Genomic DNA, 24633 nt, shown 5'->3' with positions numbered 1-24633 from the left:
CCGGGTGCGGGGTAAAGATCGCCGTTTCGGGTCAGAACCTGTGGTCAGACCGCAGATCTTGGCACGAGACAGTGATCTCCACTGAGACCCGACGCGCCGCGCCGGTCGGCGCGCGCGCCGGTGGGTCAGGCGGCGGCGGGGGCCGGAGCAGGCTCCGCCGGGGCGGGTGCCGCCGGAGCGGCCGCGGCGGCGGGAGCGGCAGCCGGGGCGGGCTCCGTGGCCGGGGCGGCCGGGGCGGCTGCGGCGGCGGGGGCGGGTTCGGTGGCCGCGGTGGCGGCGGCGACGGCCGGGGCGAGCACCGGGCTGGCGGCGGCCGCGGCGACGAGGGCCGTGGCGGCGGCGGCCGGTGCGGCGGTGAGCAGGCTCGGGCTGTTGGCCGCGCCGATCGGTCCGGAACCGACCGACATCAGCACCGACAGCAGCGCGGCGCTGAAGGCCAGCGACAGCGCGCCGCGCCAGTCGATGGCGGCGACGTCGACGCCCACCGCGCCGCTGACCTGCCCGACGCCGAACGCGGCGATCAGGGCCTGCACGAAGGTCTTGATGGCACGCTCGGCACTGGCGATCCAGAACATCTTGTTCAACAGGTACATCGGAGTTCTCCTGGAATGAGGGGGCACGCCCGGAAGGCGCTCACGAGCCTAGATGGCATCCGCCCTTGTCACCTATCCGCTTCCCGACCGACCACATGGGCGAGAGGGCCTATCGTGTGCCGCATGGCGCACCCCCTCCGCCGCGCGCTGCTCACCGCGGCCGCGTTCGTTTGTGCACTCCTGCCCGCGACGCCCGCCCGCGCGGCCGGCGACCTGGCGGTGACCGTACGCGGCGTTGATCCACTCGCGACGGTGCTGGTGCTGGCCAACCGGGGTGACGCACCGTGCCAGGTGGTGACCTCGACCTACGGCGCGCTCGCGGTGACCCGGCTGGAGCAGGACGGCGTCGCCGTCACGCCGCTGCCGATGGAGACCTCGTTCGAGGAGTCGCTGGAGACGGTGCTGGCCAAGCGCCTGCACACGCTGGAACCGGGGGCGGACGTGCAGGTGCCGCTGCGCGCCATCCCGATCGGGCCGACCGGGCACGCCATCGAGATCGTCACGTGGTCGGCGGGGGCGGGCGCGTTCGGGTCGCTGTACCCGGTGAAGGCGGGAGTGCCGCTGCGGCTGGAGTTCACCTACGCGGTGCCGATCGTGCCGGAGAGCGGCCCGGCCGCGTGCGCCCCGTTGGCCGGGGCAGGTGTCGCGGCCGGAGCGGACGATGAGGGCCGCCCGTGGTGGCACTGGGCGGCGCTGGCCGGGGTGGGCGTGCTCCTGACCCTGGTGGCCGTGTTCCTCCTACTACTGCCGAACCTTCGCCGGCGCCGCCGCGCAGCTGCTGCGCCGGGCGGGGAGTCCGGCAGCACGGGGTCGGGTGGAGCCGCCGGGATCGGTGGGGCGGTCGCGCTGGCGCTGGTGGTGGCGCTCGGCGCGGTGGCTGTGCCGGGCCGTCCGGCGCACGCGGAGATCATCGTGACCGACCCGGAGCTGGCCGCCGCCTGGGCCGCCTGCAGCGCGGTCCTGCACGGGCCCGGTGGCGACCCGGCGGGCATCCTGCCCGCCCTGGAGGCGCCCGGGGTGACCGTCAGCATCATCCGGGCCCAGCCCGGCGACACGCACGAGGGTGCGCTGGACCGCAACAACATCCTGGTCTTCTGGGACACCGAGGACCGCCACGCCTACTACGGCACCGGCGGCAACGCCGACCCGTGCGACGCGCTCTACCACGAGTTCCACCACGCCCACCAGCACCACCAGGGCACCTACAGCCGGGAGGACTGCGCGGGCAGCGGCATCCCGACGACCGAGGTGATGGCGACGCGGGCGCAGAACCAGCTCCGGGAGGCGCTGGGCCGCCCGGCGCGCAGCCACTACGGCGACCGTGCGCTGCCGAGCGGCGACTGCACCGCTCCCCCGCCGCCCCCGGCCTGCACCGGCGCGGGCTGCGGGCACAGCACCGGCGACCCGCACCTGCGCACCATCGACGGGCTGCGCTACGACTTCCAGGCCGCGGGCGAGTTCGTCGCGGTGCGCGACACCGCCGGGGCGTACGAGATCCAGGTCCGCCAGGAGCCCGTGCCCGGCTCGCGCATCGTCGCGGTGAACTCCACGGTCGCCGCGAAGGTCGACGGCGACCGGGTCGAGGCCCGGATGACCACCGCCGGGGTGGAGTTGCTGGTGGCGGGCGTGGCGACCGGCCCGGCCCCGGCGGAGCTGGCGGCCCCGCGGCAGCTTCCCGGCGGCGGCGAGGTCCGCACTGCCGTAAGCGGCGACGTGGAGGTGCGCTGGAAGGACGGCTCCCGCCTGGTGATCGACCCGATCGGCATCTGGGGGCTGGCGCTGTCGGTCGAGCCCGCGCAGGCGTACGCCGGAAAGCTCGAAGGCCTGCTCGGCGACTTCAACGGCAAGTCCGACGACGACGTGCGCCCCCGCGGCGGGCAGCCGCTCGGCGCGCAGCCGACGTTCGGCGCGCTGTATCCCGGATACGCCGACAGCTGGCGCATCGACGCCGCCTCGTCGCTGTTCACCTACCCCGAGGGCAGGAACACCGACAGCTACGTCGACCGGGCCTTCCCGGAGCAGGACGCGGCCACGGCCGAGCTGCCGAACCGGGCCTCGGCGGAGGCGATCTGCCGCGGGCTCGGCGTCTCCGACCCGGCCGTGCTGGCGGGCTGCGTGCTGGACGTGGCGCTGACCGGCCAGCCCGACTTCGCCGTCGCGGCCAAGGCCGGCCAGGTCTTCGCCGGCGGCGCGGACCTGGGCGGGCAGACCTGGACGGTGCGCGTGGACACTGCCGGCGCGGTCGCGAAGGTCGAGTTCGCGGGCACGAAGGGGCAGAAGGTGTTCGTCGACGTGCCCGCCACGACACTGCCGAACCAGTGCGGCGGCCTGGACCTGCTCGGCCCGGACGGCAAGCAGGTGACCACCGGCTGCGTCATCAACGGCGCCGGGTACGTCGACGGCACGGTGCTGCCGGAGACCGGCACGTACAGCATCGCCGTGGACCCGAGCGGCGACGCCACCGGCGAGGCGCGGCTGCGCCTGCTGACCATCTCCGACCAGCAGGAGCCGATCACCCTGGACGGCCCCGAGCTGACCGCACGCCTGCCCAAGCCGGGCACGGTGGCCCGGTTCACGTTCACCGCGACGGCCGGGCAGAAGGTGTTCGTGGACGTGCCGGCCACGAACCTGCCGAGCCAGTGCGGCGGCCTGGACCTGCTCGGCCCGGACGGCAAGCAGGTGACCACCGGCTGCGTCATCAACGGCAGCGGCTACATCGACGGCTTCGCGCTGCCGGACAGCGGCTCCTACACGGTGGTCGTGGACCCGCGGGACAAGAGCGTCGGCGAGGCGAAGGTGAAGGTGAGCGTGGCCGTGGACCAGCGCCTCGAACTGCCCGTGGACGGCAGCGCGGTCACCGCGCGCATCGCGCAGCCGGGCGCGGTCAGCGTGCTGACCTTCAGCGGCCGGGCCGGGCAGCGGGTGTTCGTCGAGGTGCCGAGCACGGACCTGCCGAGCCAGTGCGGCGGGCTGGAGCTGCGCGGGCCGGACGGCGCCGTGATCGAGTCCGGCTGCGTGATCAATGGCAAGGGCGGGCTGCGCGAGGAGGGCACCGTGCTGCCGTCGACCGGGGCATATCAGCTCATCGTGGACCCGAACGACCGGGCGACCGGAACGGCCCAGCTAAGACTGCGCACCTGACCAGCAAAGTCTGGGTTACCTGGTGGTAACGGGGATCACAATGCATGCGTAGACTCCGCCAACGTGAAACCCCCACGCCTTTGGCTCCGCCGCCTGCGTACCACCGCGCTCTGGCTGCTCGGCGTCGTGACGGTGCTGGCCGTCGTCGTCGCCGGGCTGACCGTCTGGTCGGTGCGCCGCGCCCTGCCGACCCTCGACGGTGAGCTCACCCTGACCGGGCTCGGCGCGCCGGTGACCGTGCGCCGCGACGCGCACGGCATCCCCCAGATCTACGCGAAGACCAGCGACGACATGTATCGCGCCCAGGGCTTCGTGCACGCCCAGGACCGGTTCTGGGAGATGGACTTCCGCCGCCACGTCACGGCCGGGCGGGTCTCCGAGCTGTTCGGGCAGTCCCAGCTGGAGACGGACAAGTACCTGCGCACCATGGGCTGGCGCCGGGTCGCCGAGCAGGAGGTGGCGCTGCTGAGCCCGGAGTCCCGCAAGGGGCTGGAGGCGTACGCCGAGGGCGTCAACGCGTGGCTGGCCGCCAACACCGACGTCGAAGGCGACGGGTTCGCCGCATCGGGGGCGCTGAGCCTGGAGTACGGCATCCTCGGCCTGCAGAACTCCGACTACGTCATCGAGCGCTGGACTCCCGTGGACAGCCTGGCCTGGCTCAAGGCGATGGCCTGGGACCTGCGCGGCAACATGGAGGCCGAGATCCGCCGCGCCGCCCTGCAGGCCGAGGGCCTGACCAAGGAGCAGGTGGACCAGCTCTACCCGGCGTACCCGATCGACCGCAACCTGCCGATCGTCACCGGCGGCGCGATCGTGAACGGCGCGTTCGACGCCAAGGCGACCGCCCCGGTCGCGCCGGTGACCCCGCCGACGACGCCGACCACGGCGCTGGCCGCGGACGGCCTCAACGACATGGCCGACGCGCTGGCCGCGCTGCCGGGCCTGATGGGCAACGCCGACGGCGACGGCATCGGCTCCAACTCGTGGGTGATCAGCGGCAAGCTGACCGCGAGCGGCAAGCCGATCCTCGCCAACGACCCGCACCTGAGCCCGAGCCAGCCCGGCATCTGGTATCAGATGGGCCTGCACTGCGAGTGCGGTCAGGACGTCGCCGGCTTCACCTTCTCCGGCGTGCCCGGCGTGGTCATCGGCCACAACGCGAACATCGCCTGGGGCTTCACCAACCTCGACCCCGACGTCATCGACATGTACCTGGAGCAGGTCGAGGGCGACAAGGTGAAGGTCGGCGAGGGCTGGGAGCCGCTGGCCTCGCGCCAGGAGGTGCTCAAGGTCGCCGGGGGCGACGACGTCACCATCACGGTGCGCACCAGCAAGCACGGACCGCTGCTGTCGGACGCCAGCGAGAGCCTGAAGAAGCTCGGCGGGCAGTACGCGATCGCGATGCGCTGGACCGCGCTCGACCCCGGCCGCACCGGCGACGCGGTGTTCGCCATCAACAAGGCCGCCAACTGGGACGAGTTCCGCGCCGCCGCCGCGCTGTTCGAGGTGCCCGCGCAGAACATCGTCTACGCCGACGTGACGGGCAACATCGGCTACCAGTCGCCGGGCCGCATCCCGGTGCGCGGCAAGGGCGACGGCAAGTGGTTCGCGCCGGGCTGGGACCCGGCGTACGACTGGACGGGCTTCATCCCGTTCAACGAGCTGCCCAACGTGCTCAACCCCGAGCGCGGCTACGTGGTCACCGCCAACCAGGCCGTCATCGGCGACCAGTACCAGCAGCACCTGACCGACGACTGGAGCTACGGCTACCGCAGCCAGCGCATCTACGACATGATCGGCGCGGCGGGCGGGAAGATCACGCTCGACGACGTGCAGAAGCAGCAGTTCGACAACCGCAACGGCTTCGCCCCGGCGCTGATCCCGGCCCTGCAGAAGGCGCCGCGGCAGGCTCCGTCGCAGGTCGAGAAGAACGCCGACGCGCTGCTCGTCGACTGGGACTTCCAGCAGGGCGAGGACTCCGCGGCCGCGGCCTACTACAACGCGATCTGGAAGAACCTGCTCGGCCTCACCTTCGACGAGCTGGGCTCCGACTACGCCGCCGACGGCGGGGACCGCTGGTTCGAGGTCGTCCGCGGGCTGCTGAACAAGCCGGACGACAAGTGGTGGGACAACAAGGGCACTCCTGCCGTGGAGAAGCGGGACGACATGCTCGCCCAGGCCATGTCGGCGGCCGTGAAGGAGCTGTCCGAGGCACAGGGCGAGGACCCGAAGCAGTGGCGCTGGGGTGCCATGCACACCCTCACCCCGACCCACGCGACGTTCGGCGAGTCCGGCATCGGCCCGATCGAGTGGCTGTTCAACCGGGACACCGTCGGCGTCTCCGGCGGCGACGCGATCGTCAACGCCACCGGCTGGAGCGCCGGGCAGGGATACGAGGTCGACGCGGTGCCGTCCATGCGCATGATCGTGAACATGGCGGACCTGGACGACTCGCGCTGGATCCAGCTGACCGGCAACTCCGGCCACGCGTTCCACGACAACTACGCCGACCAGTTCGAGCTGTGGCGTACCGGCCAGACCCTGCCGTTCCGCTTCGCCAAGGCGACCATCGAGAAAGAGTCGACGAACACGCAGACCCTCAAGCCGTAGGGCAGATCAGCGGAAGGGGCGTCTGCCCACCGGGACTCCGGTGGGCAGACGCCCCTTCTCGTGTCGCCGCTCCGCCGACCCCGGCCGTCCCTCGATCATCGGACTTGCCTGGCACCTGTGCGAATGCGCCGTCAAGATACGCACACTTGCCAGGCAGGTCGAACGATCTCGGATGGTCCGCCGGATCAGGGCAGCAGCAGACCCAGGGAGAGGGCGAACGGCACGAGCAGCAGGCCGCCGGCCGTGGTGACCGCCAGCCGCAGCCGGTCGCGGCCCTGCGCCGAGCGCAGCGCGACCACGGCCCAGGCGGTGCACAGCAGGGCGAGCACGGTCACCGCCCGCAGCACCAGCCAGGCCAGGGGCTGGCCGAACAGGAACGCCTCGGTCTGCTTGCCGGAGGTGGCCACCGTCATGATCGGGTATGCCACCCCGCCGACCAGGGCGATCAGCCCGGTCAGCACCAGCCAGCGCGCCGGGCGGGCTCCCGCGGGCCGACCGCGACCGCCGCGCAGCCGCCGCACCAGCGCCCCGACCGGCCAGCTGAGCAGCGCCATCGCGATCGTCGCGAACGCGGCCCACCACAGCGGGCCCACCCCGGACACCGGGATGCTGTCGCTGCCCTGCGCGGGCAGCGCGTCGGCCGCCGAGGCGGGCAGCCGTCCGCCGGTCACCTGGGCGATCCAGTCGGTCATCAGCGTGCCGTAGCCGGGCAGCAGCTCACCCATGGCGAAGCCGTTGATCGTCGGGCCGCCGACACGGTCGTAGCCGTCGGTGGTGATCCGGCCCGCGTGCGCGCCGTGCGGCAGGATCCGGATCGTGACGCTGGGGCTGGCGGTCAGCTCGCGGCGGAAGACCTCCGCGCTCTCCCGCGGCGGCACCTGCGTGTCCAGCTCACCCCACAGCGCCAGCACCGGCTGCCGGATCGTGCGCAGCGCGGGCACCGGGTCGTACGCCGCCTGCGGGAACCCGTCCGTCGCGACGGCCAGGCCCATGCCGGTGCCGACGATCGCGTCCACGGTCGACGGCGTCACCCCGGCCCGGGTGATCCGGTTGATCAGGTTCCAGGCCTGGGTACGCGCCGGCGGCAGCCCCGGCGCACCGATGGTGACCAGGAACTTCGCCTCCGCCGAGCGGGACGCGGCCAGCGGCGCGATCCAGCCGCCCTCACTGAGCCCCCACAGCCCGGTGCGCGCCGGGTCGACGTCGGGCAGCGCGGCCACCGCCCGCACCCCGGCCACGGCGTCGTCGGCCAGCGCCGAGTAGTCGCGGTGGGTCTTCGTGTAGTCGGCCCGCTTGTCGTAGATCAGCGTGACCAGCCCGGCCCGCGCGAACACCTCGGCCTCCTGGCCCAGCTCCTCGCGGGGACCCGCGCCGGAGCCGTGCACCAGCACGATCGCCGGGTGGCGCACCGCCGGGTCGAGGTCGGCCCGGCGCACCACCGAGCCGTGCAGCTCGGTGCCGCCGTTGCGGAAGGTCAGGTCGGTCGCGGTCAGCCCGGCGGGCGGGGAGTACGGGGTGGCCGCGGCATCGGCGGCGGCGGGCGACGAGCCGGCCAGCGCCAGCAGGACCGCGCCGAAGGCGGTGAGCAGTGATTTCCTCATGTCCACGATCCTCGGGAAATCCGACGCCGTGGACATCGCCGACGAGAGCGGTCCGGGCCCTCCCTCGCGCGAGGGAGTCACTCGCCGGGGCGGATGAGCCCCGACTCGTACGCGGCGATCACGGCCTGCGCCCGGTCGCGCAGCCCGAGCTTGCTCAGCACGCTGCTGACGTGCGTCTTCACCGTGTGCTCGCTGACGAACAGGGCCGCCGCCAGCTCCGGGTTGGACAGCCCCCGACCGAGCAGCACCAGCACCTCGTGCTCCCGCTCGGTCAGCCGGGCCAGTTCCGCGGACGGGGCCGGTGCGGCCCGCCCGCCCATGCGCACCACGTCGTCGATCAGGCGGCGGGTCACCGCGGGCGCGAGCAGCGCCTGCCCGGCCGTGACCACCCGCACCGCGTGCACCAGGTCGTCCCGGCGTACGTCCTTGAGCAGGAATCCGCTGGCCCCGGCGCGCAGCGCGGCGAACACGTGCTCGTCGGAGCCGAACGTGGTCAGCATGACCACCTTCGTCGGCCCGGCCGCGCAGATGCGCCGGGCCGCCTCGATGCCGTCCATGACCGGCATCCGGATGTCCAGCAGCGCCACGGCGGGAGCGTGCTGCGCCACCGCCCGGACCGCCTCCGCGCCGTCGGCGGCCTCGGCGACCACCTCGATGTCCGGCTGCGCGGACAGGATCATCGCGAACCCCGACCGCACCAGCTCCTGGTCGTCGGCGACCACCACGGTGATGGTCACGACCGCTCCTCCCGCACCCTGCTCCGCTCTCCGCCTGCCCGCCGGCTGGGGAAGCCCGCCGTCCCCGTCACGCGAACACCGCCGTGACCCGGAAGCCGCCGGCAGGGTCGGGGCCGAACTCGACGACGCCTCCCACTGCGGCGACCCGTTCACCGAGGCCGACCAGGCCGTTGCCCGGGGTGACCGGGGCCGTGCCGCGGCCGTCGTCGGCGACGCTCACCCGGGTGCCACTGTCGCCCCAGGTCACCGACACGCGAGCGGAGGTCGCGGCGGCATGGCGGACCACGTTCGTCAGTGCCTCCTGGACCACGCGGTAAACAGCGAGCTGCACGTCGGGCGGGAGCGGGCGTGGTGCGCCGTGCTCGGCGAAGGTGACGTCGAGGCCGTCGTGCCGGGTGCCGCGGACCAGCTCGGGCAGGTCGGCCATGCCCGGCTGCGGGGCCAGCGAGGAATCGCGCAGCCCGCCGACCGCCGCGCGCAGTTGCGCCATGGCGCTGCGTCCCGCATCGGAGATCGCGTCGAACGCCGCCTCGGCCTTGGCCGGGTCGCGCCGGGCGATCGCGCCGCCCGCCTCGGCCTGCACCACCATCAGGCTGAACGCGTGGCCGAGGATGTCGTGCAGGTCACGGGCGATCCGGGTGCGCTCGCGCTCGGCGGCCAGCTGCGCGGCCTGGGCGTGCTCCCGGGCGGCGGCCTCGCGCCGGGTGCGGGCCAGGGTGCCCAGCATGTACGCCGCCGACCAGGTCGCCATCTCGCGGACCGCGGTGTTGACCGACTCGATGATCGACAGCATGCCCGCGGCGGTGACGATCAGCACCACCAGCCGCTGCTGCCGCGGGGACTGGTAGGCCACCGCGTAGAAGCAGACCAGCGGGCCGTACCAGATGGGCTGGGCGGGACCGGTGCCCGCGATCGCGTACGCGGCGATGCCGACGGCGGTGAGCAGCAGCGCGTACGTCGGCTGCCAGCGGCGCAGCAGCACCGGCAGCGAGGTCAGCAGCACCGGCCAGTAGTCGGCGAACGTCCACGGGGGATCCTCGCCGAACCGGCGGGTGAAGAAGTAGGGCGCGGACTGCGCGGCCAGCACGAGCACGGTCAGCCCGATGTCCACCGACCAGGCCCGGCGGGACAGGTCGGCGGGCCGCGCCATCCCCCACGTCACGGTGAGCAAGCCTAGGCCACCGCGGCCCGACGCGTACGCCCGTGGCCGTCCGGGGTGGACGGCGGGGGGTCAGGCGGCGGCCGGGGTGAGCGAGACGATGATGCAGGGCGCGCCCAGCGAGATGCCGGTGTCCACGGCCATGGCCAGGCCGTCGGCATAGGTGACCGGGCCGCGCACGGCGGACGGGGCGACGCCGAAGGTCTCCGGGATGGTGGAGTGGCCGTGCACGATCTGCCGCCCGCCGAGAGTGTCCAGCAGCAGGCGGGCGTTGGCGACGCCGTCGTTGTGCTCCAGGAACTCGAAGCGGCGGAACAGCAGCCGGGTGTTACGCCCGAAGGTCCGCTCGTCGTGCTCGTGCATGATGGTGCGCACCGCGGCGTTGACCGCGTCGATGGTCGGCCCGAACTCCAGGTAGGCCAGGGTGTCGGCGTGCAGCAGCAGGTGGTCGTCGACCAGCGCCACCGCGGGCAGGTCGGCCAGCCAGGCCGCCCGCTGCTCGTCCAGCGCCTCGAGGTCGTGCTCCTGGCCGCCGTTGAGCGCCCACACCTGCACGATGGTGCGCACCTCGGTCACCGGCGACTCGGGGACGAAGCGGCTGCCGTACAGCAGCATGTCGTGGTTGCCGATGACACAGCCGACCTCGCCGCCGGCCGCGGCCGCCTCGCCCTGCAGCCGCCGGATCAGGTCGATCACGCCGATGCCGTCGGGGCCGCGGTCGGTCAGGTCGCCGAGGAACCACAGCCGCGCGTCGCCGCCGGTCCAGGCGCCCTGCGCGTCGAGCAGGCCGGTCACCCGCAGCGCCTGGGTCAGCGGCACGAGATGGCCGTGCACGTCACCGACCACGTAGAGCGTCACGCGATCACCCTACGACATGACCATGAAAGCTCCCTGGGCACGCCGACACCCCGGCGCGGCATACCCACGCAGGGCTGACCGCCGGCCTGCCGCCCACCGCCGGTCACGCCAGGAACAGCCGTTCCACGGCCGCGCGCGCCCGGCGGGTGACTTTGAGGTACTCGTCCAGGAACTCCCCCGGGTCGCCGCCGCCCAGCAGGCGCGCCACCCCGGCCAGCTCGACGCCGTGCCGGGGCAGCTGGTCCACGGCCCGGCCGCGGATCAGTGTCAGCGCGTTGCGCACCCGCGAGCACAGTGTCCACGCCGTGGCCAGCACTTCGGCGTCCTCGACCGACACGAGGTCGGCCGCGTGGGCCGCCGCGAGCGCGTCCAGGGTGCGCGTGGAGCGCAGCCCCGCCACGTCGTGCCCGTGCCGCAACTGCCACAGCTGCACCGTCCACTCGACGTCGGCGATGCCGCCGCGGCCCAGCTTGGTATGGGTGAGCGGGTCCGCGCCGCGGGGCAGCCGCTCGTTCTCCACCCGTGCCTTGATCCGGCGGATCTCGACGATCTGCTCGCGGCGCAGCCCGTCGACCGGGTAGCGCACCGGGTCGACCAGCGCGATGAACTCGGCGGCCAGCGCGGCGTCCCCGGCGACGGGCCGGGCCCGCAGCAGCGCCTGCGCCTCCCACACCTGCGACCAGGTCGCGTAGTAGCGCTGGTAGGCGGCGAGGCTGCGCACCAGCGGGCCCTGACGGCCCTCGGGGCGCAGGTCGGCGTCGATGCCCAGCGGCGGATCGGGCGCGGGCGCGGACAGCAGCGTGCGCAGCTGCTCGGCGATCGCCAGCGCGACACCGTTGGCGGCGTCGTCCTTCATGCCGGGGGCGGGCTGGTACACGAACAGCACGTCGGCGTCGCTGGGGTAGCTCGTCTCGGCCCCGCCCAGCCGGCCCATGCCGATCACGGAGAAGCGCAGCTCGTCCGGCGCCCCCGCGGCCTGCCGGGCCACCGCCAGCGCCGCCGCGACGGTCGCGTCGGTGAGATCGGCCAGCCCCTGCCCCACCTCGGTGATGCCGACGGGTTTCGCCGGGGCCAGCTCACCCGCGCCGGAGAGCAGGTCGGCGCTGCCGATGCGGAACAGCTCGCGGCGGCGCATCGCCCGCACCGCGGCCACCGCCGCGCGCGGATCGGCGTGCCGTCCGGCGGCGGCGGCCGTGCCGTCCAGCAGCGACTGCCGGCCGCGCAGGGCGAGTTCGGTGTCGTCGGCCAGCAGCCGCAGCGCCTCCGGATCGCGGGACAGCAGGTCGGTCAGGTAACGCGAGCTGTCCAGCACCCGGGCCAGCCGCAGCGCCACCGGACCCTCGTCGCGCAGCAGGCGCAGATACCAGGGGGTGGTGCCTAGCGTGTCGGACACCTGCCGGTAGGCCAGCAGCCCGGCGTCGGGGTTGGGCGCGTCGGCGAACTCGGCCAGCAGCACCGGCAGCAGGGTGCGCTGGATCGCCGCGGTGCGCGACACCCCCGAGGTCAGCGCCTCGATGTGCCGCAGCGCGCCCGCCGGGTCGGCGTACCCGAGCAGCTCCAGGCGCTTGCGGGCGGCGTCGGCGCGCAGCGACAGGCCGTCGGCGGGCACCTTGGCCACGGCCGCCAGCAGGGGCCGGTAGAGCAGCTTGGCGTGCAGCCGGCGCACCTCGGCGGCGTGGGTGACCCAGTCGGCGCGGAACGCCGCGATCGGGTCCAGTCCGCCGCCCTCCCGGCCCCGGCCGGTGCCCAGCGACGGCTCCTCGCGCTTGTAGTTCATGGCCCGCGCCAGCCAGCGCAGCGCCAGGGTGCCCGCCTGGCCGTCGTCGGCGGGCACGGTGTGCGTACGCCGCAGCCGCTGCAGTTGCAGCCGGTGCTCCACGTTGCGCAGGAACCGGTATGCCGCGCTGAGCGCCTCCCCGTCCCCGCGACCCACGTAACCACCCGTGACCAGGGAACGCAGCGCGTTGAGGGTGTTGCCCGAGCGCAGCGTCTCGTCGCCGCGGCCGTGCACGAGCTGCAGCAACTGCACCGCGAACTCGATGTCGCGCAGCCCGCCCGGCCCGCGTTTGATCTCCCGCTCGATCTCGGCGCGCGGGATCTGGTCGATGATGCGCCGGCGCATCGCGCGCACGTCCTCGACCGCCTCCGGCCGCTCCGCGGCGTGCCAGATGAGCGGCTGCAGCGCGGCCAGCCACGCCTTGCCGACCCCCGCGTCCCCGGCCACCGGACGTGCCTTGAGCAGTGCCTGGAACTCCCAGGTGCGGGCCCAGCGCTGGTAGTAGACGAGGTGGCTGGCCAGGGTGCGCACCAGCGGCCCGCGCCCGCCCTCGGGCCGCAGCGCGGCGTCCACCGGCCAGGCCACGTGGCCGCAGATCTCCATCAGCGCCGCGGCCACGGTGGTGCCCGCGGCGAGGTCCTCGTCCTCGGCGGCGACGAAGATCACGTCCACGTCCGAGACGTAGTTCAGCTCATCGCCGCCGCACTTGCCCATCGCGATGACGGCCAGCCGGGGCCGCTGGTCGCCGACGCGCCCCAGCGCGATCCGGTACGCCGCCCGCAGCGTCGCGTCGGCCAGCGCGGTCACCTCGGCCATCGTCGTCTCGACGTCGACCCCGTCGGCCAGGTCGGCGGCCGCGATGCGCAGCAGCCCGCGCTGGTAACCGTCCCGCAGCGACGGCACGTCGGCCAGCCCGCTGTGCACCTCGTAGCGCGGCGGCACGGTGTGCGTGAGCACCTGCCACTGGCCCGCCTGCGCGGCGATCTGATCGCCGAGTGCCGAGGACGCCCCCAGCACGGTGAGCAGCCGGATGCGCAGATCCTCGTCGGCCCCGAGCCGCTCCAGCACCCCTTTGTCGGCTTTGTCGGCGCCCCTGTCCCGCTCGGCGATGCGGTGCAGCTGGCGCAGCGCCAGGTCGGGGTCGGCGGCGCGGCCGAGCTGCTCCAGGATGAGCGCGCTCTCCTCGTCGACCGGCCGCTGCGCGGCCGCGTCCCACAGGCTCAGCCCCGTCGCGCCGAGCAGCACCGCCGGGTCGGGGCCGGTCGCCGACAGCGTGAAGCCGTACCGTGCCAACCGCCCGATTCCCGCCATCCGCTCAGGTTATCGGCGGGCACGCGGCCGCAGAAGCCACGGCACGGCTCAGCTCAGCAGCGGAAGCTCCCGGCGGCCGGCGTCGGGCAGCGTGCCCAGGGCGAGTTCGGCGAAGCGGCGGGCGAACGGCTGCCACACCTCGGCCACGTCGTCCTGGGTCGCCTCGACCCCGGCGATCAGCCCGTCGGGCTGCCAACCCTGCTCGGTCATCCAGTCCCGGTTGTTCTCCACCCAGTTCGTGAACATGTCGACGTCGCACTCGATGTGGAACTGGGTGCCCCAGGCCCGGTCACCGACCCGGAACGCCTGGTGGGGATAGCGCGGCGAGGCGGCCAGCAGGGTCGCCCCGAGCGGCAGCTCGGTGATCTCGTCGAAGTGGTACTGGATCACGTCGGGCGCGAACGGCACCGCCCACCACAGTGGGTCGGACTCCGCCTTGTCGCGCCGCGCGACCAGGCGCGCGCCGATCTCGGGGCCGCTGGTGGAGCGCTCGACCGTGCCGCCGTGCGCCTGGGCCAGCAGCTGCCCGCCGAGGCAGATCGCCAGCGTCGGCACCCGGTTCTTGACCGCCTTGCGCAGCAGCGACTCCAGCTTCGGGAACCAGGGCGCGCCCGGCACCCCGTCCTTCGGGAAGGCGTCCTGCTCCCCGCCCATGACCACGAACGCGGCGTAGCCATCAAGATCGTCGGGCAGCGCGTCGCCCGCGTGCGGGCGCAGCACGGACAGCTCCAGCCCCGCCTCGGTCAGCCAGTCGCCGAGTCGGCGCAGGTCGTCGGTCGGGTCGTTCTCGATCACCAGTGCGGTCGCCACGCTGACGAGGTTAGCCCGGCCCCGGCGCTTGGCCGAACGGGGTGGGCGGCAGCTCCGCAGGCGGCGGGCCGTGCCGCGACGCATCAGTCCGACGACGTCTCGACGTGGAGATCGGTGTCCGGCGTCGCCGCGCTGTGCACCGGCCCGACCCGGCCCGGCAGGACGAGCAGGTCGGGACTCAGCGGTGCCGCCACCGCGTCAGCTCCGGCGGGCGGCCGCTTTATTGATCTTGCTCCGCAACGCGCGGCGGGCCACCGGCCCCAGCTCCTCGACGACCTCCAGCAGCGCGCCGAGCTGCTCCAGCGCCGCCATCGCGCGTTCCGCACCCGGCCGGTCGACGCCCTCGTAGAGCTCCAGCCCGACGAACGAGGCCGAGATCGCCGCCGCCAGCCCGGGCACGTCGGCCATCTCGGCGAACGGTGAGCCGGCCAGCACCCGGCGCAGCACGGACTCGATCTCCGCGGTCCACATGCCCAGCGTCTCGGCGGTCACCCGGGCCAGCTTCTCGTCGTGCTGCGCGCCGGCCAGCATCTGCGCCAGCACCGCGACGTTGCCCAGGTCGCGCTCCTCCTCGTGCAGCGCGCGGCCGACCTCGAGCAGCTCGCGCAGCGAGTCCACGGTCGCGAACCGCTCCCGGTAGGCCGCGACGCGCTCGCCGGTCGCCGCCGTGCACGCCGCCACCAGCAGGTCGTCCACGCTGCCGAAGTGGTAGAAGATGAGCGCCTGGTTGACCCCTGCCTGGCCGGCGATGTTGCGGGCGGAGACGCCCGAGATCCCCTGCTTGCGCAGGGTCTCCATGGCCCCGTCGAGCAACCGCTGCTTCGTGTCGGACATGCCGCTCCCTCGATACCCGGGCCCTGCGCGTATGTCAGACGCACGTATGCGGGCGGTGCCGGCCACCCCCCGTTGCCAATGTGGCCGGCACCGCCCGTACTGTCGCGTCCCCGACTGGCGGGACGGGCAGACTTTCTCGCACCGGTCTGACAAAACTGCTGCCGCTGCGGTCGGCGGTGTCGGGTCAGGACGGTCCTCAGGGAACACGGCCCGCGCCACAAATTTGAGCGGTCGGTCAATCGTCAGCCTAGCAGGCTTGAGCGTCCGCTCAAACAGTGGTGGGACCTAGGGCAGGACCAGCTCGGCGTACACCGGCCGGTGATCGCTGCGCGGCAGCTCCAGCACCTGGAAGTCCTTGACGCCCACCCGCCTGTCGGCCAGCACCCGGTCCAGCGTCACCGGCGGGATCGTGTCCCCGTCGTACGGCCCCCAGGTGCCGGACAGGCCCCGCCCCAGCACGTCGGCCGCGTCCCGGTAACCGGAGTCGATCAGGTCGCGCAGCAGGTGGTGGTCGAGAGTGGCGTTGAAGTCGCCGAGCAGCACCCGCACCGGCCCCTGCGGCGTGGCCCGCGGCTGGCCCTCGAAGCCGCGTTTCCACAGCGGCGTCACGAAGTCCGCCCAGGGCGCCAGCGGATGCGCCGACTCCACCAGCACGCTGCCCCCGCCCGGCACCGAGACCTCCGCATGGGCCTGCTGGAAGCCCCCGGGGTTGACCCGCACCCCGGCGCCGCGCAGCGGATGCCGTGACAGCAGCGCCGAGCCCTCCACGCCGGGCACCGCGTAGTCCGCCCGGTACGGCAGCTCGTCGCGCATGCCCGCCGCGTCCGCCGCGGCCAGGAAGTCCGGGGTCACCTCCTGCAGCGCCAGCACGTCCACCCGGCGCGTCCGCACGAGGTCGACCAGCTCGGCCGGTCCCGCCGAACCCACCAGCACGTTCGCGCTCATCACCCGCAGCGTCGCGCCAGCCGCCCCGGCCGTCGGGTCGCCGTCGGCGAACCAGCGCGGCAGCACCACCGCGGCCAGCGCCACCGCGGTGACCGCGGCCAGCGCGGCAGCCGCCCAGCGCCGCCACACCAGCAGCACCGCCAGCGGCACCAGGCAGCCGGCGGCGACGTACGGGGTGAACGCCATCAGCTGCGCCATCGGGTAGCTGTCGTCCCAGCCGGCGATCCGGAACACGGCCCACACCGCCGCCGGCAGCGCCAGAACCCACGGCAGCGCGGACAGAAGGAACCGTTTCATGCACGGGATGCTATACGTTTTCATGGTCAACTAGGTGTTTGCTTTGTGAAGGTTCCGTGGACGGCGTTAGGCTCTGCGGCCATGACCGCCACGCTGCACCCCGCGACCCTCCGGCCCGGCGACACGGTCGCGCTGGTCTCGCCCTCGGGGCCGGTGCCCGCCGAGCGCGTGGAGGCGGCGGTGTCCGTGCTCACCGGCTGGGGCCTGGCGCCCCGCGTCTACCCGCACGTGCTGGCCCGGCACGGCTACTTCGGCGGCACCGACGACCAGCGCCTCGGCGACCTCAACGACGCGCTCGGCGACCCGCAGGTCCGGGCCGTGCTCTGCACCCGGGGCGGCTACGGCGCGCAGCGCATCACCGACCGCGTCGACCTCGACGCCGTACGCCGTGACCCGAAGCTGGTCATGGGCTTCTCCGACATCACCGCGCTGCACCTGGCGCTGTGGCGCGGCGCGCGGCTGGCCACCGTGCACGGGCCGGTCGCGGCGCAGTTCGACAAGGGCGCGGACTCGCCGACCGCGCTCGGCGCGCGCCACGCGCTGATGAGCGGGGAGCCGGTGGTCGTCGCCGCCGACCCGGCCGAGGACACCCACCGGGTGCGCACCACCGGCCACGCCGAGGGCACCCTGCTCGGCGGCAACCTGTCGCTGCTGGTCAGCACCCTGGGCACACCGCACCTGCCGGACCTGACGGGCGCGATCCTGCTCGTCGAGGACGTCGGCGAGTACCCGTACCGCGTCGACCGGATGCTCACCCACCTGCGCCGCAGCGGCGCGCTCGACCAGGTCGCGGGCATCGCCGTCGGCCAGTTCACCGACTGCGCGGACGCCTGGCCGGTCACCATCGCCGACGTGCTCACCGATCGCCTGCTCGACCTGGGCCTGCCGGTCCTGGGCGGCCTCCCCATCGGCCACGGCGCCCAGCACACCGCCGTCCCCCTCGGCACCCGCGCGGTCCTCGACGCCGACACCGGCACCCTCACCGTCGCCCCCGCCACCACCTGACGCCCCCACCGCCGCCCACCGGCCACCCCACCAGGTTGATCATGAACTTATGGCACGGTTCGTCGGCGTGTCGGTGCCACAACTTCATGATCAACCGTGTGGGGTGGGCAGGTGCTCGCTATGCGTTGGCCAGCGTGGCGGTGATGACGATGCCGACGATCAAGCTGGCCGGGATGCCCGCGACCCAGCCGATGAGGATGCCCGAGCCCTTGCCGCCGTCCTTGCCGATGATGCCGCCGATACCGGTGACCAGGGCGACGATCCCCAGGATGAACTGCGCGAAGACGCCGACCACGACGAACACGTAGGCATGGCCGCCGTCGGACATCGGGCCGGATCCGGTCTGCTGCCCGAAGAGCAGCCCGGCGAGCAGGCCCGCGAGCATGGTCAAGGCGTGCGCGCCGAGCATCGTGAAGATGCCCCGCCACACCAGCCCGGCCTCGACCTGCCGCCGGGGCGGCGGCGGCGCGTCCAGCGAGGGGTCGGACCAGGCGGCGACGGCGGGCGCGGCCGGGGCGGATGCCGCGGGCGGGGCAGGCGGGGTCGGTGCCCGGTAGGGGTTGTCGCTCACGGGGGTGCCTCCAGGTCGAACGGGCCGGGCCCGGCAGAGGTGCGTGCCGCGCAGCCTACCGCCGCCCCGCGACCGCGGCTCTCCCCCGACCCGCCACCCTCCACACCCCTGGCGAGCGTTAAGAAGGGCACCTTCCTATACAGAAAACGATAAGAAGGTGCCCTTCCTTTGTTAGAAGCACTGGGAGGCGGACCAGAGGGTGCCGCTGCGGGCGTCGGTGTGGATGTGGTCGGAGTGGTCCGGGTAGCCGGGGCCGAGGATGCCGGTGAAGCCGTGGTAGCGGGCCTGCTTGCCGATGGTGCACAGGGAGTGCGGGCCGGAGCCGAGGTCCACGCCGTCGCCGTAGAGGTGGCGGCTGCCGGAGACGCCGCCGGCGGCGTTGTTGCAGGCGGTGCTGCGGAAGCCGGAGGTCACGCGGAGGGCCTGGTCGCCGAGCGCGTGGCGCAGGGCCTCCAGGCGCCACATCGCGCGCAGCGCGTTGGACTTGGCGGTGGCGGCCGAGACCGCGCCGCCGGCCCAGGTGGTGTTGCACTTGTTCAGCTCGGCGTAGCTGAAGTGGATCGGCGTGCAGTCGTCGTCCTGCAGGGAGTAGATCTTGCTGAAGGTCTGCGGGCCGGCGATGCCGTCGGCGCCGAGACCGTACGCCTGCTGGAAGCGGATCACCGCGTCGCGGGTCTCCGCGCCGAAGACGCCGTCGATGCCGATGGTGTTGTTGTAGCCCGGCCAGCCCGCGACGCGGATCTGCAGCTGCCGGACGTCCTCACCGGACATGCCCGAGGACAGCGAGCGGCCCCAGGTGTAGCAGCCGTCGGCGTACGCCGGGGACGCGCCGACGGCGATGGCGGCCACTGATCCGATGGCCGCCATCACCAGCACGGTGAACGCCCGGGTGAGGGCGTTGCGGGGGAAACGTCGAGACATGCCAGGCACTGTGCCAACCACGTACATCGATGTCAAGAGTTTACATATCTTGCAGTTACTACGAAGTATCCTTTCGCAAGTTCGGACGCGAGGCCGTCACGGGATGGGCACCGTGGCGACCAGGTTCGCCCCGCCCGAGCTGCCGGTGAGCGTCGCGACGCCGCCGGGCGTGTAGTCGTCGTAGGACACGTTCACCGTGGCCTGCAGCGTGCCGGGGCCGTACACCTGCAAGGCGGCACTGACGTGGCCGGTGGTCCGGTTCCAGGTCAGCGATCCGTCGACCCGCACGTCGGTGGTCCAGTAGACGCTGTTGACGTTGCCGGTGTAGACGTCCGGCCCGCCGCTGAACTGCACCACTCCGCCGCGCAGCTCGGAGACCTTGTTGAGCGGGACGTACCACCAGTTCCAGATCGCGTCGCCGACCACCGATGCGCCGACGGCGGCCAGCCGCCGGGCGTCCGCGCCCGCCGCGTTGCCCGCCCCGGCCGCGGCCGGCGTGACCTGTGCCAGCGCCATCGGGAAGGCACCCGGCGTATGCACCTCCGGCATGTTCGCCGCGCACGAGGCGTTCATCGCCATCAGCCCGGCCGGGTTGCCGATGAAGGTGCGCACCAGGCCTTCGGCGCAGCCGACGAAGTCGAGCATCGCGGAGACGTGGTACATGTTCCCGATCTGGATCCACCGGGCCGAACCGCCCACCTGCTGCGCCACCCGCTGGCCCTCGGCGGGCGAGGTCAGCGAGTCCAGCTCGCCGGAGAGCACCAGCACCGGCAGCGTCGCCGGAGCCAGCGGCGGGCCCGTGGTGATCGGCGCGTCGTCGACCACCGGGGCCGGCCACTTCAGGCAGGCGTCGAACTCCTCCGCCGGGCTGGTCACCCACTCGTCCACGGTGAACGGGGCGAACATGCCGCTCGGCAACGCGGCGACCGCGGCGGCATACTGCGCCAGCCGCTGCGCGTTCGTGCCGCTGTAGGAGAAGGCCTGCGGGTAGTCGTTGCAGGAGTTCGCGGCGTACAGCCCGCTGGAGAACTCGGACACCGCGCCACCGTCGCCGTACCAGAGGGAACGGGCGGCCAGCCGCTGGATCGGCAGCCGGTCGCCGCGGTCGAGGTAGGCGCGGATCGCCGGGTCCAGCTCCCGGTAGACGCCGTTGTCCCAGCCCGCGGCCTGGACGAGCATGACCATCGCGGCCACGTCGATGGTGATGGTGACGTTCTTGCCGCTCACATCCTTGACCACGCCGGTGAACGGTGCCGCGCGGACCGCGTTCACCATGCTGGTGATCCTGGCCCAGGACGAGCCGGGAGCCGCGGCGGCGCAGGCCGCGGCGCGGGCGCAGACCTTGTCGAAGGCGGTGCGCGCGGTCGCGATCACGTCCGGGTAGAACGAATCCGCGCCCAGCACCGGGTACGCCGCGTCGAGGGTCACCGAGCGCAGCTTCGCCGCGTACCGGGCGGTGAAGACCTGGCCGAAGTAGGTGCCGTAGGAGTCGCCGTAGAGGTCGACCTTCCCGGTGCCGAGCCGGTCGAGCAGCAGCGCGACGTCACGCGCGGCGTTGGCGGTGGTGTAGAGCTCGGCTCCGCGCACGTAGCTGCCGTCCGCGCGGCGGCGGGTCGTGTTGAGCTGGGTGCCGCAGGCGCCGACGGCGTCGATGTACGCCTGATTCCCATCGGCGATCTTCCAGCCCTGCACCGGGGCACAGGTGACCGGATCGGACTTGCCGGTGCCGCGCAGGTCGACGATCAGCACGTTGCGGGTCTGCGTCAGCGGGCCGAGCATCTTCAGGTAGTCGTCGCGGTAGTCGGTGGAACCGTAGCCGGGCCCGCCCTGCACGGTGAGCACCGTGCCCACCGCGGACCCGCCGGTGGCCGGGTACCACTCGAAGTAGACGCCGTGCGTGCCCGCGGCCGGGTCGGCGTGGTCGAAGGGCAACGGCGTCTTCAGGCACCAGGCCAGGGTGGAGGTCTGGCAGGGCGGCAGGGTGAGCGAGCCGACCTGCACGGACGGCCGCGGCGCGGCCTGCGCGCCTGCGGCGGGCACGGTGAGCGCCGCCGCCGCGAACAGCAGCGCGGCCAGGAGCCTGATGGTGGACCGGGGCGGGGTAGCCGCCGCTGAAACTGACTGGGGGCTCAGTGACATGGGCCACATGGTGCGGTAGCCAGCAGTGGCGGTCAATACTCAGACTGTTCGATCAGTCAGTCACGGGGGATGACACGGCGGCTGCCGGAGCAGCCGCCGTGCCGGTGCGCGATCAGCGCCGCGAGCGCACCTTGCGGTCCCCGCCCGCGGCGGCGACGCCGTACGCCAGCGCGTCGACCAGCGCCCGCCAGCTCGCCTCCACCACGTTCTCGTGCACGCCGACCGTGGTCCAGTCACGACCGTCGGTGTCCACCGTCTCCACCAGCACCCGCGTCACCGCGTCGGTGCCGTGCGAGCCGGCCAGGATGCGCACCTTGTAGTCGGCCAGCTCCAGCCCGGTCAGCTGCGGGAAGTGCCGCTCCAGCGCCTGGCGCAGGGCCTGGTCCAGCGCGTTGACCGGGCCGTTGCCCTCCGCGGTGGCGATGACGCGTTCGCCGCGCACCCGCAGCTTGACGGTCGCCTCGCTGACCACCGCGCCGTCCTCGCGGTGCTCGACGATCACCCGGTACGACTCCAGCGTGAACGGGGTCGTCTGCTCGCCCAGGGACTGGCGCACCAGCAGCTCGAAGGACGCGTCGGCGGCCTCGAAGGACCAGCCCGCCGCCTCCAGCTCCTTCACCCGGTGCGTCACCTTGGACAGCGTGTCCGGTTGGCCGGCCAGGTCCAGACCGAGCTCGCGGCTCTTGAGCTCGATGCTGGCCCGGCCGGCCATCTCGGTGACGAGGATCGTCATGTCGTTGCCGACCACGGCCGGGTCCACGTGGTTGTAGAGGGCCGGGTCGACTTTGATCGCGCTCGCGTGCAGACCCGCCTTGTGGGCGAACGCTGCGGACCCGACGTAGGCCTGGTGGGAGTCGGGTGCGATGTTGGCGATCTCGGCGATGGCGTGCGAGACGTGCGCCATCTGTTCCAGGCACCCGTCCGGTAGGACGGTCATGCCCAGCTTGAGCTGCAGGTTTGCCACGACGGCGAAGATGTCGGCGTTGCCGGGGCGCTCCCCGTAGCCGTTCGCGGTGCCCTGCACGTGGCGTACGCCCGCCTCCACCGCGGCGATGGTGTTGGCGACGGCGCACGCGGTGTCGTTCTGCGCGTGCATGCCGAACGACTCCGGCGAGACGCCCAGCCGCTCGACGAGTTCGGCGATGGCCTTGCTGACCTGCGAGGGCAGCATGCCGCCGTTGGTGTCGCAGAGCACCACCCGCTCGGCGCCCGCGTCCAGCGCGGTGCGCACCACCGACGCGGTGTACTCGGGGTCGAAGCGGAAGCCGTCGAAGAAGTGCTCGCAGTCGACGAAGACCCGGCGGCCGTGCGCCCGCAGGTGGTTCACGCTGTCGGCGACCATGGCGAGGTTCTCCTCGCGGGTGGTGCGCAGCGCGCGCTCGACGTGGCGCACGTCGGACTTGGCGACCAGGCAGACCACCGGCGTCTGCGCGGCCAGCAGGCCCGCGAGCTGCGCGTCGTCGGCCGCCGCGACCCCCGCCTTGCGGGTCGAGCCGAACGCCACCAGCAGCGCGTTCTGCAGCTCCAGTTCGGTTCTGGCCCGTTCGAAGAACTCGGTGTCCTTGGGCACCGCGCCCGGCCACCCGCCCTCGATGAACCCGACCCCGAACTGATCGAGCAGGCGCGCCACCGCGAGTTTGTCGGCTACCGAGTAGGTGATGCCCTCGCGCTGGGCGCCGTCGCGCAGCGTGGTGTCGAAGATCTGCATGTCGTGTGACCTCCTGTGCGGGCGCCCGCCTGTGGGGCGCCGACGTGAGAACCGGGAAGCGGTGCAAAACAAAAGACCCCCCGCGGTCGCGGGAGGTCTGCGCGTCGGCGAGGGGCCTGGTTGCCCAGGTGCGGCCGGCGCGCTAGGTGCCAATAATCAGTACGAGGCGGATCACGCTCAGTAGCGTCCCACTTCTGTGGCCCTCAGACCAGCAGGCTCCCGCATGTCGGGAAGGCGTGTCGCGACACCGGCAACGGATCATGTCGATGACCTGCGCGACGGGGCACGACGACGACCCCGTGGCGGTCGCCACAATGTCATGATCCGGTAATCGCCGCGTCGTTACGCCCTGCCTAATCTTGAACGGCTCAAGAAAGACCGCTCAGGAGGTACCTGCTTTGCTCACCGTCGGCGACCACTTCCCCGCCTACGAACTCACCGCGTGCGTCTCGCTGGACGCCGACAAGGCGTTCGAGACGATCACCAACAAGACCTATGAGGGCAAGTGGCGGGTGCTCTTCTCCTGGCCCAAGGACTTCACCTTCGTATGTCCCACCGAGATCGCCGAGTTCGGCCGGCTGAACGGCGAGTTCGCCGACCGTGACGCGCAGGTGCTGGGCTGGTCGGTCGACAACGAGTTCGTGCACCACGCGTGGCGCAAGAACCACCCCGACCTGCGCGAGCTGCCCTTCCCGATGCTGGCCGACGTCAAGCGCGAGCTCACCGAGGCCGCCGGCGTGCTCGGCGAGGACGGCGTGCCGCAGCGCGCGACGTTCATCGTCGACCCGAACAACGAGATCCAGTTCGTGATGGTCACCGCCGGTTCGGTCGGCCGCAACGTCGCCGAGGTGCTGCGCGTGCTCGACGCCCTGCAGACCGACGAGCTGTGCCCGTGCAACTGGAACAAGGGCGGCGAGACCCTCGACGCCGGCAAGCTGCTGGCCGCCGCCTGATGGGCCTCGACGCGATCAAGGCGGCGCTGCCGGCGTACGCCCGCGACACCAAGCTCAACCTCGGCACCGTGCTCGGCACCTCGCCGCTGACCGCGCAGCAGCTCTGGGGCACCGCCCTGGCCTGCGCGTTCGCCGCCCGCAACGCGTTCGTGCTGCGGGAGATCGCGGCCGAGGCGGGCGACCACCTCAAGCCGGAGGCGATCGAGGCGGCCAAGGGCGCGGCGTCGATCATGGCGATGAACACCGTCTACTACCGGTCCAAGCACCTGATCGGCGACGACGCCTACCAGTCGCTGCCGGCCCGGCTGCGCATGCAGATCATCGGCAACCCGGGCGTCGACAAGGCCGACTTCGAGCTGTGGTGCCTGGCCGTCTCGGCCATCACCGGCTGCGGGGTCTGCCTGGAGTCGCACGAGAAGACCCTGATCGGCACCGGCATCGGCCGCGAGGCCGTCCACGAGGCCCTGCGCATCGCCGCCGTCGTCCACGCGGCCGCCGTCACCCTCGACGCCGAGTCCGCCCTGACGGCCTGACACCCTGCCGGCCCGACCCACCCCACCTGGCGCAACTCTTGAAGAGTCGCGCCATCCGGGCGGCACCGAGACCGCGACTCTTCACGAGTTGCGACAAGAAGGCATTACCCCGGAAGGAGCCCGGCGGGAG

The 24633-nt window shown here is 72.9% G+C and carries 18 protein-coding genes and 1 pseudogene; 6 read left to right on the top strand and 13 right to left on the bottom strand.

What is annotated here, in order from left to right:
- Positions 1-125 precede the first annotated feature (125 nt).
- Positions 126-593, bottom strand: a complete 468-nt coding sequence (locus HAV39_RS28620; protein ID WP_191842298.1) for a holin — start codon at positions 591-593, stop codon at positions 126-128.
- 123 nt (positions 594-716) lie between these two features.
- Here HAV39_RS28620 and HAV39_RS28615 point away from each other — a divergent pair, with 123 nt between their 5' ends.
- Positions 717-3734 carry a VWD domain-containing protein gene (locus tag HAV39_RS28615; RefSeq protein WP_191842297.1) on the top strand — a complete coding sequence of 1006 codons (3018 nt, stop codon included), beginning with the start codon at positions 717-719 and terminating at the stop codon, positions 3732-3734.
- Positions 3735-3797: 63 nt separating this feature from the next.
- A complete protein-coding gene (locus HAV39_RS28610; RefSeq protein ID WP_239120162.1) occupies positions 3798-6344 on the top strand; it encodes a penicillin acylase family protein in 2547 nt (848 codons plus the stop codon).
- 185 nt (positions 6345-6529) lie between these two features.
- Here HAV39_RS28610 and HAV39_RS28605 read toward each other — a convergent pair whose 3' ends face one another.
- From HAV39_RS28605 to HAV39_RS28570, 8 genes are all read right to left on the bottom strand, one after another.
- A complete protein-coding gene (locus HAV39_RS28605) occupies positions 6530-7945 on the bottom strand; it encodes an alpha/beta hydrolase family protein (protein ID WP_191842296.1) in 1416 nt (471 codons plus the stop codon).
- 77 nt (positions 7946-8022) lie between these two features.
- Positions 8023-8682, bottom strand: a complete 660-nt coding sequence (locus HAV39_RS28600) for a response regulator (RefSeq protein WP_191842295.1) — start codon at positions 8680-8682, stop codon at positions 8023-8025.
- 67 nt (positions 8683-8749) lie between these two features.
- The gene (locus HAV39_RS28595; protein WP_191842294.1) at positions 8750-9844 is read right to left on the bottom strand and encodes a sensor histidine kinase; all 1095 of its coding nucleotides are present in this window, start codon (positions 9842-9844) and stop codon (positions 8750-8752) included.
- Positions 9845-9913: 69 nt separating this feature from the next.
- On the bottom strand, positions 9914-10699 hold the full coding sequence (locus tag HAV39_RS28590) for a metallophosphoesterase (RefSeq protein ID WP_191842293.1): 786 nt from the start codon (positions 10697-10699) through the stop codon (positions 9914-9916).
- A gap of 103 nt (positions 10700-10802) precedes the next feature.
- The gene (locus HAV39_RS28585) at positions 10803-13787 is read right to left on the bottom strand and encodes a bifunctional [glutamine synthetase] adenylyltransferase/[glutamine synthetase]-adenylyl-L-tyrosine phosphorylase (protein ID WP_191842292.1); all 2985 of its coding nucleotides are present in this window, start codon (positions 13785-13787) and stop codon (positions 10803-10805) included.
- A 48-nt stretch (positions 13788-13835) separates the two neighbouring features.
- Positions 13836-14597, bottom strand: coding sequence for a type 1 glutamine amidotransferase (locus HAV39_RS28580; RefSeq protein WP_239120163.1), 762 nt, complete (start codon positions 14595-14597; stop codon positions 13836-13838).
- Between the two features lie 198 nt (positions 14598-14795).
- Positions 14796-15431: a TetR/AcrR family transcriptional regulator gene (locus tag HAV39_RS28575; RefSeq protein ID WP_191842290.1), complete on the bottom strand. Its 636-nt coding sequence runs from the start codon at positions 15429-15431 to the stop codon at positions 14796-14798.
- A 285-nt stretch (positions 15432-15716) separates the two neighbouring features.
- Positions 15717-16376, bottom strand: coding sequence for an endonuclease/exonuclease/phosphatase family protein (locus HAV39_RS28570; RefSeq protein WP_373311591.1), 660 nt, complete (start codon positions 16374-16376; stop codon positions 15717-15719).
- Here HAV39_RS28570 and HAV39_RS43660 point away from each other — a divergent pair.
- Positions 16263-17138: pseudogene (locus HAV39_RS43660) on the top strand (S66 peptidase family protein); the annotation flags it as partial. The gene HAV39_RS28570 and the pseudogene HAV39_RS43660 overlap by 114 nt on opposite strands.
- 78 nt (positions 17139-17216) lie before the next feature.
- Entirely contained in the window at positions 17217-17678 is a 462-nt protein-coding gene (locus tag HAV39_RS43655; RefSeq protein WP_425321551.1) for a S66 peptidase family protein, read from the top strand.
- Between the two features lie 118 nt (positions 17679-17796).
- Here HAV39_RS43655 and HAV39_RS28560 read toward each other — a convergent pair whose 3' ends face one another.
- From HAV39_RS28560 to cimA, 4 genes are all read right to left on the bottom strand, one after another.
- The gene (locus tag HAV39_RS28560) at positions 17797-18249 is read right to left on the bottom strand and encodes a hypothetical protein (RefSeq protein ID WP_191842287.1); all 453 of its coding nucleotides are present in this window, start codon (positions 18247-18249) and stop codon (positions 17797-17799) included.
- Between the two features lie 171 nt (positions 18250-18420).
- A complete protein-coding gene (locus HAV39_RS28555) occupies positions 18421-19170 on the bottom strand; it encodes a D-Ala-D-Ala carboxypeptidase family metallohydrolase (protein ID WP_191842286.1) in 750 nt (249 codons plus the stop codon).
- Positions 19171-19266: 96 nt separating this feature from the next.
- The gene (locus HAV39_RS28550) at positions 19267-21309 is read right to left on the bottom strand and encodes an alpha/beta hydrolase (protein WP_191842285.1); all 2043 of its coding nucleotides are present in this window, start codon (positions 21307-21309) and stop codon (positions 19267-19269) included.
- A 112-nt stretch (positions 21310-21421) separates the two neighbouring features.
- Positions 21422-23017 carry a citramalate synthase gene (gene cimA, locus HAV39_RS28545; protein WP_191842284.1) on the bottom strand — a complete coding sequence of 532 codons (1596 nt, stop codon included), beginning with the start codon at positions 23015-23017 and terminating at the stop codon, positions 21422-21424.
- 398 nt (positions 23018-23415) lie between these two features.
- Between cimA and HAV39_RS28540 the strand changes: the two genes are divergently transcribed.
- Both HAV39_RS28540 and ahpD read left to right on the top strand, forming a co-directional pair.
- Positions 23416-23970: a peroxiredoxin gene (locus HAV39_RS28540; RefSeq protein WP_191842283.1), complete on the top strand. Its 555-nt coding sequence runs from the start codon at positions 23416-23418 to the stop codon at positions 23968-23970.
- Positions 23970-24503, top strand: a complete 534-nt coding sequence (ahpD, locus tag HAV39_RS28535) for an alkylhydroperoxidase, AhpD family (RefSeq protein ID WP_191842282.1) — start codon at positions 23970-23972, stop codon at positions 24501-24503. Before HAV39_RS28540 ends, ahpD begins: the two co-directional genes overlap by 1 nt.
- The last annotated feature ends 130 nt before the right edge of the window (positions 24504-24633 follow it).

The sequence above is a fragment of the Catellatospora chokoriensis genome, from assembly GCF_011297315.1.
In the GTDB taxonomy this organism is placed as follows: Bacteria; Actinomycetota; Actinomycetes; order Mycobacteriales; family Micromonosporaceae; genus Catellatospora; species Catellatospora citrea.
This window is presented reverse-complemented; position numbering and strand designations above follow the sequence as displayed.

Excerpts from the sequence above, each read along its gene's own strand:
- HAV39_RS28620 (WP_191842298.1), bottom strand. The coding sequence starts at position 593 with ATGTACCTGTTGAACAAGATGTTCTGGATCGCCAGTGCCGAGCGTGCC.
- HAV39_RS28615 (WP_191842297.1), top strand. The coding sequence starts at position 717 with ATGGCGCACCCCCTCCGCCGCGCGCTGCTCACCGCGGCCGCGTTCGTT.
- HAV39_RS28605 (WP_191842296.1), bottom strand. The coding sequence starts at position 7,945 with ATGAGGAAATCACTGCTCACCGCCTTCGGCGCGGTCCTGCTGGCGCTG.
- HAV39_RS28585 (WP_191842292.1), bottom strand. The coding sequence starts at position 13,787 with ATGGCGGGAATCGGGCGGTTGGCACGGTACGGCTTCACGCTGTCGGCG.
- HAV39_RS28575 (WP_191842290.1), bottom strand. The coding sequence starts at position 15,431 with ATGTCCGACACGAAGCAGCGGTTGCTCGACGGGGCCATGGAGACCCTG.
- HAV39_RS28570 (WP_373311591.1), bottom strand. The coding sequence starts at position 16,376 with ATGAGCGCGAACGTGCTGGTGGGTTCGGCGGGACCGGCCGAGCTGGTC.
- HAV39_RS43655 (WP_425321551.1), top strand. The coding sequence starts at position 17,217 with ATGAGCGGGGAGCCGGTGGTCGTCGCCGCCGACCCGGCCGAGGACACC.
- HAV39_RS28555 (WP_191842286.1), bottom strand. The coding sequence starts at position 19,170 with ATGTCTCGACGTTTCCCCCGCAACGCCCTCACCCGGGCGTTCACCGTG.
- HAV39_RS28550 (WP_191842285.1), bottom strand. The coding sequence starts at position 21,309 with ATGTCACTGAGCCCCCAGTCAGTTTCAGCGGCGGCTACCCCGCCCCGG.
- cimA (WP_191842284.1), bottom strand. The coding sequence starts at position 23,017 with ATGCAGATCTTCGACACCACGCTGCGCGACGGCGCCCAGCGCGAGGGC.
- ahpD (WP_191842282.1), top strand. The coding sequence starts at position 23,970 with ATGGGCCTCGACGCGATCAAGGCGGCGCTGCCGGCGTACGCCCGCGAC.